The sequence below is a fragment of the Nitrincola alkalisediminis genome (genome assembly GCF_009821115.1).
Classification (GTDB): Bacteria; Pseudomonadota; Gammaproteobacteria; order Pseudomonadales; family Balneatricaceae; genus Nitrincola; species Nitrincola alkalisediminis.
This window is the reverse complement of the sequence record NZ_VYTY01000013.1, coordinates 71,127-88,375: the sequence shown is the minus strand read 5'-3', so window position 1 is coordinate 88,375 and position 17,249 is coordinate 71,127. Positions and strand designations below refer to the sequence as shown.

Below are 17,249 nucleotides of genomic sequence, written 5' to 3'. Positions count from 1 at the left end.
AATCAGCCCTTACCTTATAATAAAGTCTGATAGTTTCAAAAACTTAGGATCAACTTTAAAACTATACGCATGCGCATTGGCGAGATTAAAGGATAAGTAACTCTCAGCCGCCTCAACCGAAATCACGCTTGGATCAATCCCCTGCAAAACACGATCGGCCAGTAAGCTGGCTTGATACCCTTGTTGATACCAATCAACCGAATAACTCATCAGGGTATAGGTTGCCGAAACGTTATACCCTGCAACAAAAACACCTTGAGCCAGTGCCGCCTGCTGCAGCAATGACATCGATCCTAGACTCGGCGTTGGGGTAATTAACAAAGAGCTGTTGGTGGGTAAACGATGCAAGTATCCTAAGGCGTCTTGCTCACTTTCAACAGGAATTGAACGAAAAATAACGGGATAAAAAAATTGTTGTGTAAATGCAATATCCTCAACAATGGACACAGACACAGCATCGTCAGGATGGTAAAAGGTGAAAAAGTAGTTTGTTTTAGGCGCAAGCGTTAACAGCCACTCAACTACTTTTTCTGCATTATTACCATTGTGCACCCCCGTCACGTTGCCACCGGGTTTATCCAATGTCTTAATAATTCCGGCACCGACCGGGTTGATTAGAGGCGCAAATATCACCGGTGTCGGTTTCGCTTGCTGCTGAGTCAGTTGTTTAGCGAACACTGTAGGAAGCGTACCAATTGTGAGCAAGAGATCAACTCGTTCTTGGTTGATGAGACGTGCCGCTTCTGCCTCAACGGAATGTTCATCCGGCCCGATAGCCCCCGAATAAAGCCATTGCACTTGATCCTCAGCGTAACCTAGATCCGATAGACCCTGTTTAAAACCAATTAACGTTGACTCCAACATCGGTAAGTAATTCACAACACCGATTTTAACAGCCTTTTCTTTATCAGGCTTAAGCATAGCAATTATGACGATACCCACAAAAACAACGCTACTGGCAAAACAAAACCTCGCGATCGCATTCATTCTATTCTGCCTCTGGGGACTCGTTTAATTAGGTTGCATTCATCACCAACCAATCGACAAAGGTTTTAGCATCCATCGGCTTCGCGATGAAGTAACCTTGTCCCTCATCACAGCCCATCTTTACCAGCTCATTTAACTGAGATTCAGTTTCAATGCCTTCAGCAATTACGTTTAATTGAAAGTCTTTAGCAAGATGCACGATAACACGCGCAAGGTTGCCTTCTGTCGCGCTCAGCGATGCATCGGCCACAAACGCACGATCAATTTTTAAACGATCAATCCGAAGCCTATTCAATACACTTAATGACGAATAGCCGGTTCCAAAATCATCCATAGCCACTTTAATTCCCAGTGTGCGAATCGCGGACAAAGTTTTATTAATAGCAAGCGGATCTTCGATTGCAATGGACTCAGTCAATTCTATTTCAAGTTGCTCGGCAGGCACGCGCGCATCGTGGATCACAGATTTCAACATATCGACAAAGTCCGGTTCACGGAACTGCGCATACGAAACATTAACCGCCATTCTAAAATCTGCGTACCCTAGATCAATTAACTGCCGAAGTTGAGCGCAGGCGGTTCTTAGTACCCACGCACCAATGGGGATGATGGTACCCGACTGCTCGGCCAACGGAATAAAACGATCAGGGGGGATAAACTGACCCTGCTGATTACGCCAACGCAGCAGTGCTTCTGCTCCTATGATACGTCGACTGCGTAAATCGATTTGTGGCTGGTAACAAAGAAACAAACGATCGGATGAAAATGCCTCGCGTAGCCCTGTCAACAATTCAATACGATCCTTTGCCGCTTGCCGTAAACTGGCTTTGAAATACTGAACCTTGCCTCGGCTGAAAAGCTTTGCTTGTTTCAACGCAATATTCGCATCTTTTAATAGCTCGGTCCCCTGCGTAGCCATGCCTTCCTGCTCTAAAGACACCACGCCACAGGTAACTGAAATTCGTAAAGACTCATTATTAACGATAAAAGGATCTTGAAATAACTGAATAATGTCATCGTACTTAACAGACTCTGCTGGACCCACTAGCGCAAAACAATCGCCAGCCACACGCCCTAAAATAACATCGCTGGATATAAAATGACTGAGCCTTGCACAGACGGCCTTCAGCACATCGTCTCCAAAGTGCTGATCAAGCGTGGAGTTTACGGATGAGAAATCATCAATATCCACCAGAATCAGCACACAATTAGTAAACATAGCCTGCTGTTCGGTGATGGCTCGCTCGAACCTATAACGATTGGCAATCCCTAATAGAGGATCAACATAAGCTAAGGACTCGATTCGCGCATTCAAACCCAGATTATCGATTCCAACTGACACACTGGCGCAAAATGCGTTCAATAGGTGTTCGTCTACCGCGGTTAAAACGCGATTTGACTCGATACAGGCCGCCATCTCACGATCATTCTCTAAACCAAAATACAGTGCCGTATGACGCCCAATAATGTGTGAGCGTTGACTCAGCGCTTGACGTAATGCTGACTTCATACAGGGATTGGGAAGAGCGTCTAACGGCTGATTAATCAGACGTGCGAAGTTACCAGCGGCGGCAATGATGAGTGGCTCGCTCGCGCTTGACGTGACGCTTTGCACACAGACGAGTCCCTCTTCTGGTATGGACAGTATCGAACATATTTGAAGGACAGCACCTTCAGCGTATGAGCTCAAACCACGAATTCGGCTTAAATCATTAATAGCTTTAACTATTTTTTCAAGACCTAAACGATTAATCTCAATTTGACGTAACTGAGCGTAAGAGCGAATCGCGACAGATAAAGCTGTATAAAGCCCTCCACGTGTCAATTCAGATTTTGTTTTATAGTCATTAATGTCTAATCGACGAATGGTATCGACTTCAGGCGCATAACCTGGCTGTCCTGTCCGTAAAATAATCCTTGGAAAGGATAGTTTGAGGTCTTCACGAATTAAGGAAACCAACTTAAGCCCAGCATCATGGCTCTCCATCACGACATCTAGCAGAATTACCGCGATTTCTAATGGGTTCTTGCTGAGAAAATCGTAGGCATCCGCTCCAGAGAAGCAACTGTGAAATGCCAGTTTACGTCCCTCTATGGATAAATCAGCTAGCGCCATTTGTGTGGTTAAGTGAACATCATGGTCATCGTCAACAATCAAAACATTCCAGATGTCGTCCTGTTGACCTGAGCACGCCTCCTCGGCAAGAAATGTGATTTCATCGTCAAAGGAAACCAGCTCATCATCTGTCATTTGAGCCTTCCATATAAAATGAAATGTATTTTTACAATTCAATTTAGCTAATGTAATGAGAATAAGCAATAGCGGCATAGGTCTCAAATTATCGTCCGCAAACCAATCGGTTTTGATTGACAGGATTTCATTCCTCAGGCATTTTTCGCAACCTTCATATCGAAGATGAACAGGCCCTGTCAATCGGAGTGATAACCATTAATGATTCAACAAAATTTAATTAAGGCTTTATTGGCACTCGTGCTATTTATTACGCTTATGGTTGGGCTGGGTGTCATTTTTGAAGACGAAATGACCTTTGCGACCACTTGGGTTGTTGAACGAATTGGTTTTCTGGGGCTTGCCTTAATTCTGTTGGTTACGGATACACTCGTCACCCCCTTTCCACCTGATATATTGCTAATTGTCATTGCTAAAAGCCCACTCTCAGCCAACTGGCCTCTTTATGTGGGTATACTGGGCGTTGTATCCGTGATCGCGGGCATGACTGGGTTTGGAATTGGACGCTGGCTGGGGCATTTTAACTGGTCAAAGCGACTGTTTGGTCGTTTTAAAAATGAACACCAAGCATTTATTCAAAAGTATGGTTTCTGGGCCGTGGTAATTGGTGCCATAACGCCCCTGCCCTACTCCGTCACCTGCTGGACGGCAGGCGTTCTGAACATTCGTTGGTATGTCGTTTTATCGGCTTCAGTTCTATTTAGGATACCTCGAATTTATCTCTACTACTGGCTTTTAACCTCTGCTAAAAGCTTATTTATGTAGAGCATACTCTTCGCAATCCAGTCATCTAACTCAAAGAAAACATCGTAAAAGTACGAAACCTTATGCGTTACGGATGCCACTATGTTGCTGATAAAAACACTGGGATACTCAGGCTTACTGCCCTTTATCTACCTGACCTATGCACTGATGACCGGGAATGATGGGCAGCCGGAAGAATCCTTTTTACTGTTTTCGATCTACAGCTGCTTGATTCTCGGTTTTATGTCTGGTGTTATCTGGCCCATTTTGTATCAACACACCAATCAAAACCGACTCGCTCTTTGGGCGGTTAGCTTTCCGGTGTTTAGTTTTTTGAGCTTTATTTGGCTATCTGATTACATACTGCTAATTCAGACAGGGCTCTTCATACTGCTGAGAATTGTGGAGGTTGCAGAAAGGATTGATGAAGCCTACCCTATGGGTTATGCATCCTTGCGATGGCAACTAACAAGCATCGTATCTGTTTGTCATTTATGTGTTTTTTTCGTTTGAAGTAAAGCTATAAATACTTTACTCCACTCGATTGCGCCCTTTTTCTTTTGCGAGGTAGAGTTTTTTATCAGCCGACGTAATTAAAGCATCCACATTCGGCATCATGTTCGCGGAAGCCACTCCAGCACTGACGGTGACCTTTTCCTTTTCAATCAGTACTTGCTCACTCAATAAAAGTCGCACTTTTTCAGCGACTTGAATGGCCTGCTCTGTATTGGTGAACGGACAGACCAACAAAAACTCTTCACCACCCCAGCGACCAAACACGTCGGTGGAGCGCACATTGTCTTTAACGATGTTTGAAAATTGCTGCAATATCTCATCACCCTTTTGATGCCCATACTCATCATTAATGTATTTAAAACGGTCCAAATCAAACAATACAATCGCTAAGGACTGTCGTTTTTGTTTTGCCTCTTTAAACAACTCCATCAGTATATGGTCTAAATGATGTCGGTTGTAGGTACCGGTTAACTTATCCGTTACAGACACTTGGGCAAGCAGTTGATTCTTTGAACGTAATTGCAACAGGAAATAGACGAGAACCATGGCAACAAAAACAGCAGCAATGATGAAGGGCAAGATATTTTTCCAGGGCACATGCTCTACCACCTCAAACCGAATCCAACGATGATAAATAGCGCTATGCTCTTCAGACGACATAGAAGCTAAGGCTTTATCGATAGCGGTTTGCAAGAGCGGCCAATCCTTGCGAACCCCTATTGATAAATCAAAAACATAGGGCGTTTGACCCGATACTTTTAAATTTGCCAAGCCTTCACGATGGATTAAATAACTGACAACACTCAAATTGTCCACAAAGGCGTCCACCTCCCCAACGGATAATGCACGCAAGCCATCAACGGTACTTGGATAATGCTTTAAACTGAGTTCCGGAAAGTATCGAGATAGCAACTCATCTGGCGCATAATCCGCCACCACACCAATGGATTGTCCTTGAAGTTGACGAATACTCGCAACATAATCGACGTCATTGCGTGTCACGATGACCATTTGCGAACGCACATAGGGGCTGGAAAATGTTGCATACTGAAGACGCTCTGGCGTTTGAGCGGCCGCTGCTATCAGATCAATCTCTTTAGACCTTAAGTTCTCTAGCACATCTAACCAAGTCTCTTCTTGAACAAATTCAAATCGAATACCCAGCAACTCCTCTAAACGTGCTAAATAGTCAGCGGCAATCCCTTGATACTGCCCATTATCATTCAGCATTTCAAACGGTGGATACCCAACCGCTTCGACACCGACTTTTATCCTGTCTAAAGAGGCCAAAAATGCCTTTTCACTTTCGGTTAACAGTACGCCCTTTGTATTCGACGAGAAAACTAAATGTTTGCCACCAATACCATTGGACTCCAATAGGTTGAGCCTGTCTAAAAGATCAACGATATAGTCAATTCGGCCCTGATCAAACTGCCCTAATTCGGCGGTATAGCGAGAGATTAATGCTTCCATCCCGTGAGCCTCAATCATCAAGGCCGCTTTCGATTTACCAAGCGTGTTGTAATGTTCAATAATATGGTCGACTATTTCTTCTTTATGATCCAACGCATAGTGCCAACCTCGGATCACAGCGCGCCGAATGGCCGCCACACGTTCAGGATGCTGTTCGGCCTCCTGCTGATGGGTGAAGAGAATATCGCCATACAGGCTTACGCCGTAATCTCGCGGATAAATAAGATTGACGTCATAACCTCTTTCTCTAAACACATGAGGATCATTGGTGACGTAAACCACGATTGCATCCACATCATTATTGATCAACGCATCAACGCGCTCATCCCAGGGTTTACGGATTAAATTTGCGCCGCGAATACCCTGGGTTGCTAACAAGGCTAAGATGTCGATCCCATCGGAATCGTTATCGTAAAAGGAGATACGACGTGAAATCAGGTCTTGTGGGCTCCTAATCTCAGACTGCTCCAGGGTCATAATGGCATTGGCTGAATACTGCATGATGGCAGCAACCAATACGACAGGCTGATGATTGGCCGCTTGCAGAATGACAACAGAATCGGCAACGCCATAATGCGCCTCTTGTCGAATGACTTGATCAACAATATTGATACTCGGGTTGCGCTCTTTCAAACGCACGTTCAGCCCCTCATCAGCAAAATAGCCTTGCTTGAGTGCAGCGTAAAAACCCGCAAATTGGAATTGATGTTTCCACTTGAGTTGGATGATGATTTCTTCTTCATCCGCAATGGAAGGCTGTTCATGGGCGAACACGGAGTTAACGATTAGAAGTGCAAATATAAAAACAAGCAAACCAAGACTGATCTGTTGTGTACTCCTGTTAGCGCTAGACTTAAGACGACAAGTCATTTCATACGGATTCCTAACCGATTAAGCTGAACAAAGCAAACCCATCACAACTCAGCACAAGACGCTTGATCTTATGCGCAGAGCGTCGTGATGTCGAGTGTATTTATCTTGGCCGACAATTTGAAATCTTAGACAGCGGATGTAAGAATTCTGATTTAGTGTCTCGTTGAAGTATGGTACGTTATATGTTTTAGAAGCCACAGCCTGTTATTCATATAGATTGAATCGACGACATGACTCAGCCACCCTTTTTTCCTTCTCGTCTAACATCGACCTTTCGCATGATGGCTTCTATTTGTATTGTAATGATGCTTGTAGGCTGCGAAACGGCTCAACGTCAAACACTCCTCAAACAAACGGGTGGACTGATTAAGCGTTCGGGGGAAGCTATTCAAGACTTAAGCCAGACACCCACCCAGTCAAAAAATAGTGAAATCAATCAACTGTTCGCTCAGCCCTACATAGATCCGTTGACTCAGTACCTTGAACGAAACCGCCACCGCAAAGAATTACGTTCGGAATTGAACAGCGTTCGAGCTGAGCGAGACCGTCGGTGTGCGGCCATTGCTGAGCGATTTAACAACCAAGCGCTCACTCAAGCCAACTTAAATCGCTACCGAGCCGGGTATTTGTATTCCTGTCCGAACGATGTAAACGCCTATGCGCAGCGCTTGGCTGCATCCGTAGCGCAGGGTGCCACTCAAAAAGCAAGCGCGCAGACCATTGATGCAACTCAATCCAACACATTGAGCTCACCTTCTCGCACAGACAGCCCACCCTCAAATGCAGATGCGCTAAAAGAATGCTATCTGCTTGTGAGTATCCGAAACTATCATGAAGCCTTAAAAATCTGCCAACCCCTTGCGGAACAGAACGATGTTGCTGCGCAAACACAGATGGCAAGAGTGCATTATGCGCTCAAAAACTATGATCAAACGCTACATTGGGCCAACAGAGCGGCGCCTCGTTCAGCCGAGGCTGCCTACCTTTTAGGGCAATTGCACCAGAGAGGGCACGGCACGCCCACCGACCTGCGTCAGGCATCACTCTGGTATCAACGTGCATCCAGTATGGGACACACCGAAGCCCAGCAGGCGCTCAACGCTCTGGACGTAAAACCCGAATGAACAGTGGCTCGGCACGTACCCTATCCAAACTCAATGAGATACTGAATGATAATATTCGCCAGTCTATTCTTTGGTTAATTGTTCTCTTGATCGTACTGCTTTTTGGGGGCATGTGGACCCTGTCAAATTTAAATCTAAACTACTCACAACGGGTTATTGTCGATCTCAGAAACGAACAGATCAGTGAAGTGTATCGAACTGGACTTGGGCGCATTGAGTACGAGCAAAAATCTCTAGAAGAATTTACAACGTCCGTGAGTCAGTTAGGCGAAACCTTTTACAGTTTACGCTACGAAACCAACAATCTGTTTACCGATGAACGACAACTTCAAAATGAACTGGAAACAGCGCTACGCGATACCCTCATCAATTTTGATGGCGCTGCAGGTATTGGCCTATGGTATGAACCTAACATCCTCAGCGGAAATCAACGCCACTACAATCCTGCATTTGTTTTTGATGGCAACGAAATAACAAAAATAAACACTCAAGATGCGTCTTACGAAATGCGCGATTGGTTTACCCAAGCGATCCCTGCCAACTGGCGATGGGAAAGAGGACGTATTAAGGATATCTATTGGACGCCCGTTTATTTTGACGCCCGTAAAAATCGAGCACAAATAACTTTAATCACTCCCATGATTAATGCCCGCGGGCACTTCATTGGATTTGCAACAACGGACTGGACCGCAGATCGAATCATTGACCTCGTCAGTTACATTGAAGTGACGCAAGGCAGCTTTGCTTTCTTACTGGACAGCAACAATCGTAACCTTTCAAGTTTAAGTCTGAGTGACGATACGCGACATGCTCAAAACCTCATTAATTCAATTTTGGAGTTACAACTGACTCAGCATTCACATTACTTCGAAGCATTTAACCGTGAAGCCTCACCGCTGATCTCTCGAATCAATGTGGATCAGCGATCTTACTCTCTTTTGCACTCAAACACGCTTTCGGGGATGGTGTTTGGGATTGGTGTTCCTCAAGACGAAATTGATGCCGTTCTGATTCCGGTCAAACACATCAATCAAACGATTCTATTTACCACCGCTATTATTTTGATCTTGCTCTCAGCCTATTTAATTCGACGAATTATTCGCCTTTTAGCAGACCTCAGGACGGCCTATACCGACAGCCTGACGGGTCTTGCTAATCGCCTGCGTCTTACGCAGTATTTGAATCAACACCCAAACTCAGGACTGATCTTAATCAATCTAGACCGTTTCAGTGAAATTAATTCGCTGTTCGGTAATCAATGTGGCGATAGTGTTTTAATTGCCTTTGCTAAAGGATTAAACGAATTTCAGCAAGAACTGCCAAACACGTTGGAAACGAAGTTGTTCAGTGTGTACGGTGATGAGTTTGCGCTAGTCGGTCAATTTTCCAATGAAGGCGCAATACATGACACTCTGTCAGCGCTCTTTTTACGCTTGAAGGCATTTAATGTTCTTTGGCACGAGCAATTATTGAGCATCGACTTTACTTGTGGTGCCGTTTTACCCTCTAGCGCATCGTCAGCACTTACTTCCAATAAACAAACGACACAAGCCGCCATAGCGCTTCACGAAGCACGCCAACAATCGCTTCATTATTGCGTCTACGATCACTCACAATCAAAAGACGCCCTCTACGCCGAAAATCAATTTCGTGCACGTCAATTGCGAGAGGCACTGAATGACGATCGAATTTTTCCGTACTTTCAACCTATATATGACAACAATCAACACTGCATTTCTAAATACGAGTGCCTGATTCGTATGCAAAATGAACACAACGAGTTGGTGTCTCCCGGTGTCTTTTTAGACATCGCTCACCGCTTACGACTGGATCGTCAACTGACTTTAATTATGATTGAAAAGTGCTTTAGGCACTTCTCAATACTCCCTTATGAGTTTTCAATCAACCTTTCCTATTCAGACTTGGTTGATCCAAGCATTATTGCGAAAATCATGGACGCACTGCACTCGTACAATATCGGCCATCGTGTCATTTTTGAAATTCTTGAATCCGACGGGATCAAGAACTATGCAGAGGTCATTCATTTTATTCAGAAGGTTAAAGCCTATGGCTGCCGTATTGCGATTGACGACTTTGGCACTGGCTATTCCAATTTTGAACACCTGCTCAGATTAAATGTGGATATTATCAAGATAGATGCCAGTCTCATTAAGTGCATTCATGAAGATCAGAACGCTCGTATTTTAACGCAAGGGATTGTTACCTTCGCAAAACAACTCAACCTGCAAACAGTGGCTGAGTTTGTCCATTGCGAAGCAGTACAGCATCAAATTGCCGAACTAGGGGTCGATTTTTCTCAAGGCGCCTATTTTGGAATGCCGAGCCCTAGCACACTATCCTAAACTCGCTTCAATCCTGAGTACAAATCTTTGCAGCCAACTGTTGCATCCGTTTACCAAACATAAAAATCAACAAAAATGCAATGGGCCAAGCAATGACAAATGCCTTCGCCCAACGCACTAAAAAGCCTGACTCAATACCGGTATTGATCAGAGTAATCAGCGCCGTCATTATAAATACCATCAGGATCGACATAAAAAAAGTGCCCACAAGGTGTGTATAGCGTTTTGGTAACATCAACCTTCTCCCTCTCAAAACGAAACAGAGACTTCTATTGAAGTCTCTTACAGATAAATGACATCAGTGCCAGCTATAATACATTAGACTCATCTAATTTTAAATTAGGTGACAAACTATTGGGAGCATGGCTTCACGAATGCCCCATCGCTGTTTGAATGGCTTCAGGCTTATCATGAACACCGTAACGATCAACGATGGTTGCACTGGCTTCATTCAGTCCGATTAAATCAACCTCAATGCCTTCACGTCTAAACTTAATCACGATCATATCCAATGCGGCAACGGAGGTGATATCCCAGAAGTGCGCACGGCTTACATCAATAATGACCTTGTCTAGATCTTCTTTAAGATCAAAAGACGAAGAGAAATACTCAGCCGAGCTGAAAAACACTTGTCCAACAACGCGATAACGACGTGTATTGCCTGCCTCTTTTTCAGACTTGATGTACAAGAACTTGCCCACTTTATTGGCAAAATTCAAGGAGGCAATTAACACCCCAACAAACACACCATACGCCAAATTATGCGTGGCAACGACCACCACTACGGTAGCCAGCATCACAACATTGGTCGACATTGGATGCTTCTTAAGATTCGTAATGGACTCCCAACTAAAGGTTCCGATCGACACCATGATCATCACCGCCACCAAAGCAGCCATAGGAATGACCCCTAACCAGTCACCGATGAAGACAATCATCAGCAATAAGAACACACCTGCCGACAGGGTTGAAAGTCGACCGCGCCCACCCGATTTAATGTTAATAATCGACTGTCCAATCATTGCACAACCCGCCATACCACCGAGTAAGCCTGCACCTATGTTCGCAATTCCCTGTCCCTTACACTCACGATTTTTATCACTTTTGGTGTCGGTTAAGTCATCGACAATCGTTGCTGTCATTAAGGACTCTAACAAACCAACCACAGCCAAGGCCGCAGAATAGGGCAAAATAATCCAAAGTGTTTCAAGGTTGAGAGGCACATCCGGCCATAAGAAAATCGGCAAGGTATCGGGCAGTTGTCCCATATCACTCACGGTGCGAATATCCAGATCCAGAAGCAGAGCGACGCCAGTCAGCACCAAAATACACACCAACGGTGATGGGATAGTTTTATTGATATAGGGGAAGAGGTAAATAATCCCCAAACCTGCCGCTGTCATCGCGTATACATGCCAAGTCACATTCGTGAGTTCAGGCAATTGTGCCATAAAGATAAGAATGGCCAGCGCATTGACAAAGCCTGTCACCACCGAGCGCGAGACAAAGCGCATCAGCGCACCTAGCTTGATGTAACCTGCAACGATTTGGAAAACCCCAGTTAGAATCGTCGCGGCAAGCAAGTACTCTAAGCCATGCTCACGAACCAATGTCACCATCAATAATGCCATTGCCCCCGTTGCCGCCGAAATCATGCCCGGACGGCCACCCACAATCGATATAATCACGGCAATACAAAATGAGGCATACAAACCCACACGAGGGTCCACACCCGCGATGATCGAGAAGGCAATTGCCTCAGGAATTAACGCCAAGGCCACCACTAAACCCGCGAGCAAATCACCACGCACATTGCCAAGCCAGTCTTGGCGCGTTGAAGAAAACAACATGTAAAGCATCCATTATCAGAGAATAAACACAACTGCCCGTCAGCCTTCATAAGGATTATTCAGAGTTGGCAAACAGGCATACGAAAAGGGCTAAGATAAACTCAGCCTATGACAGGGGGTTTGCAATTCAACCAAATTTGATGGTAAGAATCGCAATAAAGGGAACGCTAGGGTGGAGTCACAGCCATATAATGCGCCAGCATCCGACTTTTTCCAGATAAGTAGTTGAAGGCGCGATTATACGCTGTTTTGGGTTAGGCTGTAAAACGCTAGGCTCGGTTTACCCGTATTACCGCTCACCCATCGATTCACTCAGAGTTTTGATAATCGGCTTCGTCAAATACTGCAACACCGTGCGGCGTCCGGTTTTGATTTCGACGGTTGCCGTCATCCCCGGCTGAATATCCAACTCCCGATCCGTCGCACTAAACTTACGACCATCGGTTCGAACACGTATCCGATAATACGGCTGCTCCCCCTGCTGCAGGTCATCTGTTAGCGTGTCGGCACTGATGAACATCAAACGACCCGGTAAATCACCGTAAATGGTAAAGTCGTAGGCATCAATTTTGACACGGGCATCCAGCCCAACGTGTAAAAAGGCAATGTCACCTGGGTTAATTTTGGCCTCGATCAGCAAATCATCTTCCAAAGGCACGATCTGCATCACCTCCTCTCCCGGACGTATGACACCGCCCAGCGTATTAATGCGAACGTTTTTAACGATACCCGACATAGGTGCGAACAACTCGGTTTGCTCCATCAAATTGCGACGCTGCGCCAACTGCTGCTCGACACTGCTCAATTCAGCCATGACCTGCGTCAACTCACTTTGCACCTCTTGCATATACGCATTGCGCTTGTTCGTGATTTGCGCGTTCATCTCTGCAACTTGTCGTTCCAGACGCAACAACTCGGTGCGACTGACATCACCAGATGCAAGCAAAGGCCGATTCATGCGCAGCTCTTGCTCCAACAACCCCCGCACCTGCGCTAGGGCTGCTAGCTCTTCATTCAAGGCAGCCTGACGCTTTTGCTTCAAAGCCATTTGGTTGGCACGAAGGCTCGGATAATCATCAAGAACGTCTGGAAAAACCGGAGATTGATCCAAGGCTTCGGCCAGCAAACGTGACGAAATAGCGGACAAACTGGCATACTGAGCACGTGTTTCCAGATACGCCGCCTCAGCACGGGTGCGATCCAAACGCACCAGCAATTGCCCAGCCTCAACGCTGTCACCCTCGCGCACTAGCAAATCCTCCAGCGTTCCACCGTCTTGCGACTGGATCAGCTGCGTTCGGGAACTGGAAATAACCGAACCTTGAGCCCGTGTCACCTCATCCAGTTCAGCAAAATATGCCCAAGTAAAAAAGCAAGATAAAACCAACAGGGTTCCCCAAATCACAATCCGTGGTGACTGAGTATTGTCCTCATGACTCGATGCCGAGGCGTCTGAGGTTCGTAAAAACCATAACAACTTCATAAATTTTCCACTTAGTGAGGGGCCGTGTCTGTTGCAGGTGTTTTTGTCGGTTGTCGCATCAAAGCCAACACCTTATCACGCGTGTCATCCATCACAATTTGCCCGGAATCCACCACAATGATTCGATCCACATGAGGTAAAACGGCGGGTTTATGCGTCACCACCACTAAAATACTCTGAGGAGAAATTTCTTGGAACAGATGCTTCATGACCTTAGCTTCAAGTCGAGAGTCCATCGACGCGGTCGGCTCATCCAAGAGCATCACCTTAGGTTGCGCCAACAGCAAACGGGTTAACCCCACCAACTGACGTTGCCCACCGGATAAACCACGCCCACCTTCGGTAATCTCTAACTCAAGCCCCTGAGGGTGATTCTGAATCACTTGATCCAATCCTGTCAGTGCCGCCGCCTGCAAGATACGGCTATCACTCGGGGTTGGCAAGCCTAGTGTTAAATTGGCCTTTAGCGAACCGTTAAACAGGCGAACATCCTGAGGCAAATAGCCAATATGCTCACGCAAAAACGCCGGTGCCAAGTGCTGCATATCAATGTCGTCTAAGTAGACACTGCCTGCGTGCGGTTTGTACAAGCCCGATAAGAGTTTAATCAAGGTTGACTTGCCCGAGCCGACAGAGCCAATCACCGCAACGCGCTCACCCGGCTTAATTAACAACGCCGAAGAGGCAAAGGTCGGACGTTCTTGTGTATACCCAAAGCTGACCTTTTCTAGACGCACTCGACCTTCACACGCCTCGGGAATAATGAGTTTAGCGTCCACTTCACGGTCGCTAGGTACCTGCATAATATTGTCTAAGGCTTCCAGTGCAATTTTGGCATTATTCCACTGGGATACCAGTTGTGGAATTTGCGAAATTGGACTCAAGGCTCGACCAGCGATAATCGAGCAGGCAATCAAACCGCCCATCGAAAGCTGACCATTGCTGATGGCATAAGCGCCCACCGCAATCATCCCCACATAGTTAATTTGCTGAATGGATTGCGACAAATTTGTGGAGCGCATCGACAACAGCTTTAAGCGCAGTTCATTTGCCGACAGGGTTTGCGTCAACTGCCGATAACGGTCTTGCATTTTCCATGTGCCACCGGCTGCTTTAATCGACTCGATACCATCAATTGACTCAATCAATAAGCCATTTTTTTGGTTCGATTCGGCCATTTGCAAGCGCGTATATTCCTTAATTTTACGACTGGCCAAAAAGCCCGTCATCACCGCAATTGGCACCATCACCAAGGGCACCAACGCCACAGGTCCACCAATGATGGCAATCACACCAATAAAGAACAACGCAAAGGGCGCATCGGCTAAAATAAACAAAGTGGACGCCGTCATAAATGAGCGAACGGACTCGAAGTTACGAATCTGAGACGCAAAGGTGCCCACCGTCGCCGGACGAACATCCATACGGATATCCATCGCCTTGCTAAAAAACACTTCTGACAATTCCAAATCAATCCGCTTTGAGGCTCGCTCAACAATATAAGAGCGCGCCTGCTTCATGATGAACTCCAAGAGTATGGCCACCATCACACCAATGGTTAACACCCATAGAGTGGAAAAACCCCGTGTTGGCACGACACGGTCATAGACTTGCATCGTGTACAACGCCGAAAACAAGGCTAACGAACTGATAATAAAGGTCGCAAAAACCCCTTCCATAAACACACGACGATGCTTACGCAAGGCAAAAGCAAACCAGTCACTGGCGCTTTTAGGAGCGGAGTCGCCCATAGAACTTACGACGTCCGACACCTCGAGGGTCAGCCAGAAGCCCTCCTTCAGCTCCGAGGCCTGAAGTTCAAGGGACTTGCCATCCAGTGTCTCAACACGGCAAGCACCATGACTTAAACGCCCTTTCACAAGATAGGCAAGGGCACGGTCTGTTGCGACCCAAAGTAATGGAAAATCGCCGGGTGCGAGCTTTTTAACCTCAGTCTGTCGCCACTGCCCTTTGGGGAAGGCGGCCACCCACATTTCAATGCACTGATCACGCCAAGGCAAATCATCCAATGACAGACCGTCTCGGCTTTGCTCAATCAGGCTCAGACGAAACGCTGGCATGGCTTGGCCTTTCAGGCCAGCTAACTTTGACAACAAACCCGCTAAGGCTTCACGCGGATTGCGTGTCTCGGCGACGGGGGTAATCGGGGGGGTGGTTTGAGAAGTCTCAATACTCATCCAAACGTCCTAAGGTGTTCTCGTTAATGTCACCACTTAATAATAACAACCGCAGTTTGGCCAGTTCTAATGGCGCTTGCAAGTCAGCCAACAGGGCTTGAGCCTGAGCTTTCTCGCGTTGCGCGTTCAGCACATCCAGCCAACTTTTTCGACCCACGTGAAACTGGCGTAAGTAAGACTCAACAATGAGCTCAGCCGCTGCCAGCATATTCTGCGTTGCCGGAATCTGCTGCTCCAGGGTGTCTATCTCAGCTTGCAAACTGTCAATTGTCGTCCGCAATTCGCGCTCATACACTTGAATGCGATCCGTCGCGGCATCCAGTCGCGCATGCGCGGCCTTTACCCGAGAGAAATTCGCTAAGCCAGAGTCCAGTTGCATCTGCAATCCAACGTAACTGCGCGATGAGTCCTCGCCGCTCGCACGCTTACCAACGCGCTGTTCGTGTCCCAACACCACTGATGGTAAACTCTGTGCGCGGGTAATGGCAATGTCAGCTCGACCTTGCTGCACCTGAGTGAGCAAACGCTCACGTGTAGGCGAATAACTGACGACCCTATCGGCGACCCAAGGCTCATTCACCGTGACCAGCTCAAAGGTTTGTGGCGTGACCAAATGAAACACTTCGCGGTTCACCAATTGATTCAGTCGGCTGCGCACCACTCTTAATTGACGCATCAACACCTGCACATCGGCCTGTGCTTGGTACAAACGCGAAGAGGCCAGCGTTTGATCCGCAACCGGGTTGATTTCAGCGCGGACACGACGTTCAATGGTGCCCAGCAGGGTTTCCAACTCACGCTCATTCTCTTTGGCAATGGCAATCCGTGACTGCAATCGCAAGATCTCGAAGAAAGCCGATGCGGTGTCTTCAAGCAATTTTAGTTGGGTTTCCATCACCCCGGCGCGCGCGTCGTTTTCACGGGCCTCGCTGAAATCAATATTGCCCTGTATCCGCCCCCCCGTCCACAAGGGTTGTTCAATACGGGCGGTGGATTGCAAGCCACCTGATCTCCACTGACTGTCGAGACCGACGGATGGGAATCGCCCCCACTCAGCCGCTTCACGATCGTCTTGCGCCGCTTGTAACTCGGCCTGACTCACCCGGATATTCGGATGCTGTGACAGCGCTTCTCGCATTAAGTCTGCCAAGCGCTCTTCAGGGGCATGGAGAATTTGCTGGGTTTGAGCCTGTTGCGCATCAAACTTCTCGTCTAACGCTAAGCGCACGGACTCCTCGGCACTGACCGCCGACACACCACTGACACAAAGTAACGCAAGAAGGCGAGACGTCCACCCAAATCGATTTGACACATTTACCATGCTTGTTGTCCTTATCGTCTTAATCAAAACACAAAAACGCCGCCGGCTGCCCGGCGACGTTTTTTG

Annotated in this window: 12 protein-coding genes; 4 read left to right on the top strand and 8 right to left on the bottom strand. The window is 46.8% G+C overall.

Going from position 1 to position 17,249, the window contains the following annotated elements:
* Nucleotides 1-9: 9 nt before the first annotated feature.
* A complete protein-coding gene (locus F5971_RS16460) occupies nucleotides 10-987 on the bottom strand; it encodes an ABC transporter substrate binding protein (RefSeq protein WP_193496113.1) in 978 nt (325 codons plus the stop codon).
* Nucleotides 988-1,015: 28 nt separating this feature from the next.
* Nucleotides 1,016-3,238: a GGDEF/EAL domain-containing response regulator gene (locus tag F5971_RS16455; protein WP_193496111.1), complete on the bottom strand. Its 2,223-nt coding sequence runs from the start codon at nucleotides 3,236-3,238 to the stop codon at nucleotides 1,016-1,018.
* A 201-nt stretch (nucleotides 3,239-3,439) separates the two neighbouring features.
* Between F5971_RS16455 and F5971_RS16450 the strand changes: the two genes are divergently transcribed.
* Together F5971_RS16450 and F5971_RS16445 are read left to right on the top strand one after the other, a co-directional pair.
* A complete protein-coding gene (locus F5971_RS16450) occupies nucleotides 3,440-4,003 on the top strand; it encodes a YqaA family protein (protein ID WP_036508628.1) in 564 nt (187 codons plus the stop codon).
* Between the two features lie 81 nt (nucleotides 4,004-4,084).
* Nucleotides 4,085-4,495: a DUF3429 domain-containing protein gene (locus F5971_RS16445; protein ID WP_193496109.1), complete on the top strand. Its 411-nt coding sequence runs from the start codon at nucleotides 4,085-4,087 to the stop codon at nucleotides 4,493-4,495.
* An 18-nt stretch (nucleotides 4,496-4,513) separates the two neighbouring features.
* On the opposite strand, the gene F5971_RS16440 is transcribed toward F5971_RS16445, so the two are convergent.
* Complete coding sequence (locus F5971_RS16440; protein ID WP_193496107.1) at nucleotides 4,514-6,841, bottom strand: diguanylate cyclase; 2,328 nt, start codon at nucleotides 6,839-6,841, stop codon at nucleotides 4,514-4,516.
* Between the two features lie 233 nt (nucleotides 6,842-7,074).
* Here F5971_RS16440 and F5971_RS16435 point away from each other — a divergent pair, with 233 nt between their 5' ends.
* Together F5971_RS16435 and F5971_RS16430 are read left to right on the top strand one after the other, a co-directional pair.
* Nucleotides 7,075-7,968 carry an SEL1-like repeat protein gene (locus F5971_RS16435; RefSeq protein ID WP_193496105.1) on the top strand — a complete coding sequence of 298 codons (894 nt, stop codon included), beginning with the start codon at nucleotides 7,075-7,077 and terminating at the stop codon, nucleotides 7,966-7,968.
* On the top strand, nucleotides 7,965-10,331 hold the full coding sequence (locus tag F5971_RS16430; RefSeq protein ID WP_193496103.1) for an EAL domain-containing protein: 2,367 nt from the start codon (nucleotides 7,965-7,967) through the stop codon (nucleotides 10,329-10,331). The genes F5971_RS16435 and F5971_RS16430 overlap by 4 nt, the downstream gene beginning before the upstream one ends.
* A 7-nt stretch (nucleotides 10,332-10,338) precedes the next feature.
* On the opposite strand, the gene F5971_RS16425 is transcribed toward F5971_RS16430, so the two are convergent.
* The 5 genes from F5971_RS16425 to F5971_RS16405 all read right to left on the bottom strand — a co-directional run bounded on the left by F5971_RS16425 (nucleotide 10,339) and on the right by F5971_RS16405 (nucleotide 17,183).
* Nucleotides 10,339-10,566, bottom strand: a complete 228-nt coding sequence (locus F5971_RS16425; protein ID WP_036508598.1) for a DUF2798 domain-containing protein — start codon at nucleotides 10,564-10,566, stop codon at nucleotides 10,339-10,341.
* A 133-nt stretch (nucleotides 10,567-10,699) separates the two neighbouring features.
* On the bottom strand, nucleotides 10,700-12,181 hold the full coding sequence (locus F5971_RS16420; protein WP_193496100.1) for a SulP family inorganic anion transporter: 1,482 nt from the start codon (nucleotides 12,179-12,181) through the stop codon (nucleotides 10,700-10,702).
* 289 nt (nucleotides 12,182-12,470) lie between these two features.
* Nucleotides 12,471-13,664, bottom strand: a complete 1,194-nt coding sequence (locus F5971_RS16415; protein WP_193496098.1) for an HlyD family type I secretion periplasmic adaptor subunit — start codon at nucleotides 13,662-13,664, stop codon at nucleotides 12,471-12,473.
* 11 nt (nucleotides 13,665-13,675) lie between these two features.
* On the bottom strand, nucleotides 13,676-15,862 hold the full coding sequence (locus tag F5971_RS16410; RefSeq protein WP_193496096.1) for a type I secretion system permease/ATPase: 2,187 nt from the start codon (nucleotides 15,860-15,862) through the stop codon (nucleotides 13,676-13,678).
* Nucleotides 15,852-17,183, bottom strand: a complete 1,332-nt coding sequence (locus F5971_RS16405; protein ID WP_193496094.1) for a TolC family protein — start codon at nucleotides 17,181-17,183, stop codon at nucleotides 15,852-15,854. The genes F5971_RS16410 and F5971_RS16405 overlap by 11 nt, the downstream gene beginning before the upstream one ends.
* Nucleotides 17,184-17,249 lie beyond the last annotated feature (66 nt).

Coding starts and splice junctions, on each gene's coding strand:
- F5971_RS16460 (WP_193496113.1), bottom strand. CDS start 987: ATGAATGCGATCGCGAGGTTTTGTTTTGCCAGTAGCGTTGTTTTTGTG.
- F5971_RS16455 (WP_193496111.1), bottom strand. CDS start 3,238: ATGACAGATGATGAGCTGGTTTCCTTTGACGATGAAATCACATTTCTT.
- F5971_RS16450 (WP_036508628.1), top strand. CDS start 3,440: ATGATTCAACAAAATTTAATTAAGGCTTTATTGGCACTCGTGCTATTT.
- F5971_RS16445 (WP_193496109.1), top strand. CDS start 4,085: ATGTTGCTGATAAAAACACTGGGATACTCAGGCTTACTGCCCTTTATC.
- F5971_RS16440 (WP_193496107.1), bottom strand. CDS start 6,841: ATGACTTGTCGTCTTAAGTCTAGCGCTAACAGGAGTACACAACAGATC.
- F5971_RS16435 (WP_193496105.1), top strand. CDS start 7,075: ATGACTCAGCCACCCTTTTTTCCTTCTCGTCTAACATCGACCTTTCGC.
- F5971_RS16430 (WP_193496103.1), top strand. CDS start 7,965: ATGAACAGTGGCTCGGCACGTACCCTATCCAAACTCAATGAGATACTG.
- F5971_RS16425 (WP_036508598.1), bottom strand. CDS start 10,566: ATGTTACCAAAACGCTATACACACCTTGTGGGCACTTTTTTTATGTCG.
- F5971_RS16420 (WP_193496100.1), bottom strand. CDS start 12,181: ATGTTGTTTTCTTCAACGCGCCAAGACTGGCTTGGCAATGTGCGTGGT.
- F5971_RS16415 (WP_193496098.1), bottom strand. CDS start 13,664: ATGAAGTTGTTATGGTTTTTACGAACCTCAGACGCCTCGGCATCGAGT.
- F5971_RS16410 (WP_193496096.1), bottom strand. CDS start 15,862: ATGAGTATTGAGACTTCTCAAACCACCCCCCCGATTACCCCCGTCGCC.
- F5971_RS16405 (WP_193496094.1), bottom strand. CDS start 17,183: ATGGTAAATGTGTCAAATCGATTTGGGTGGACGTCTCGCCTTCTTGCG.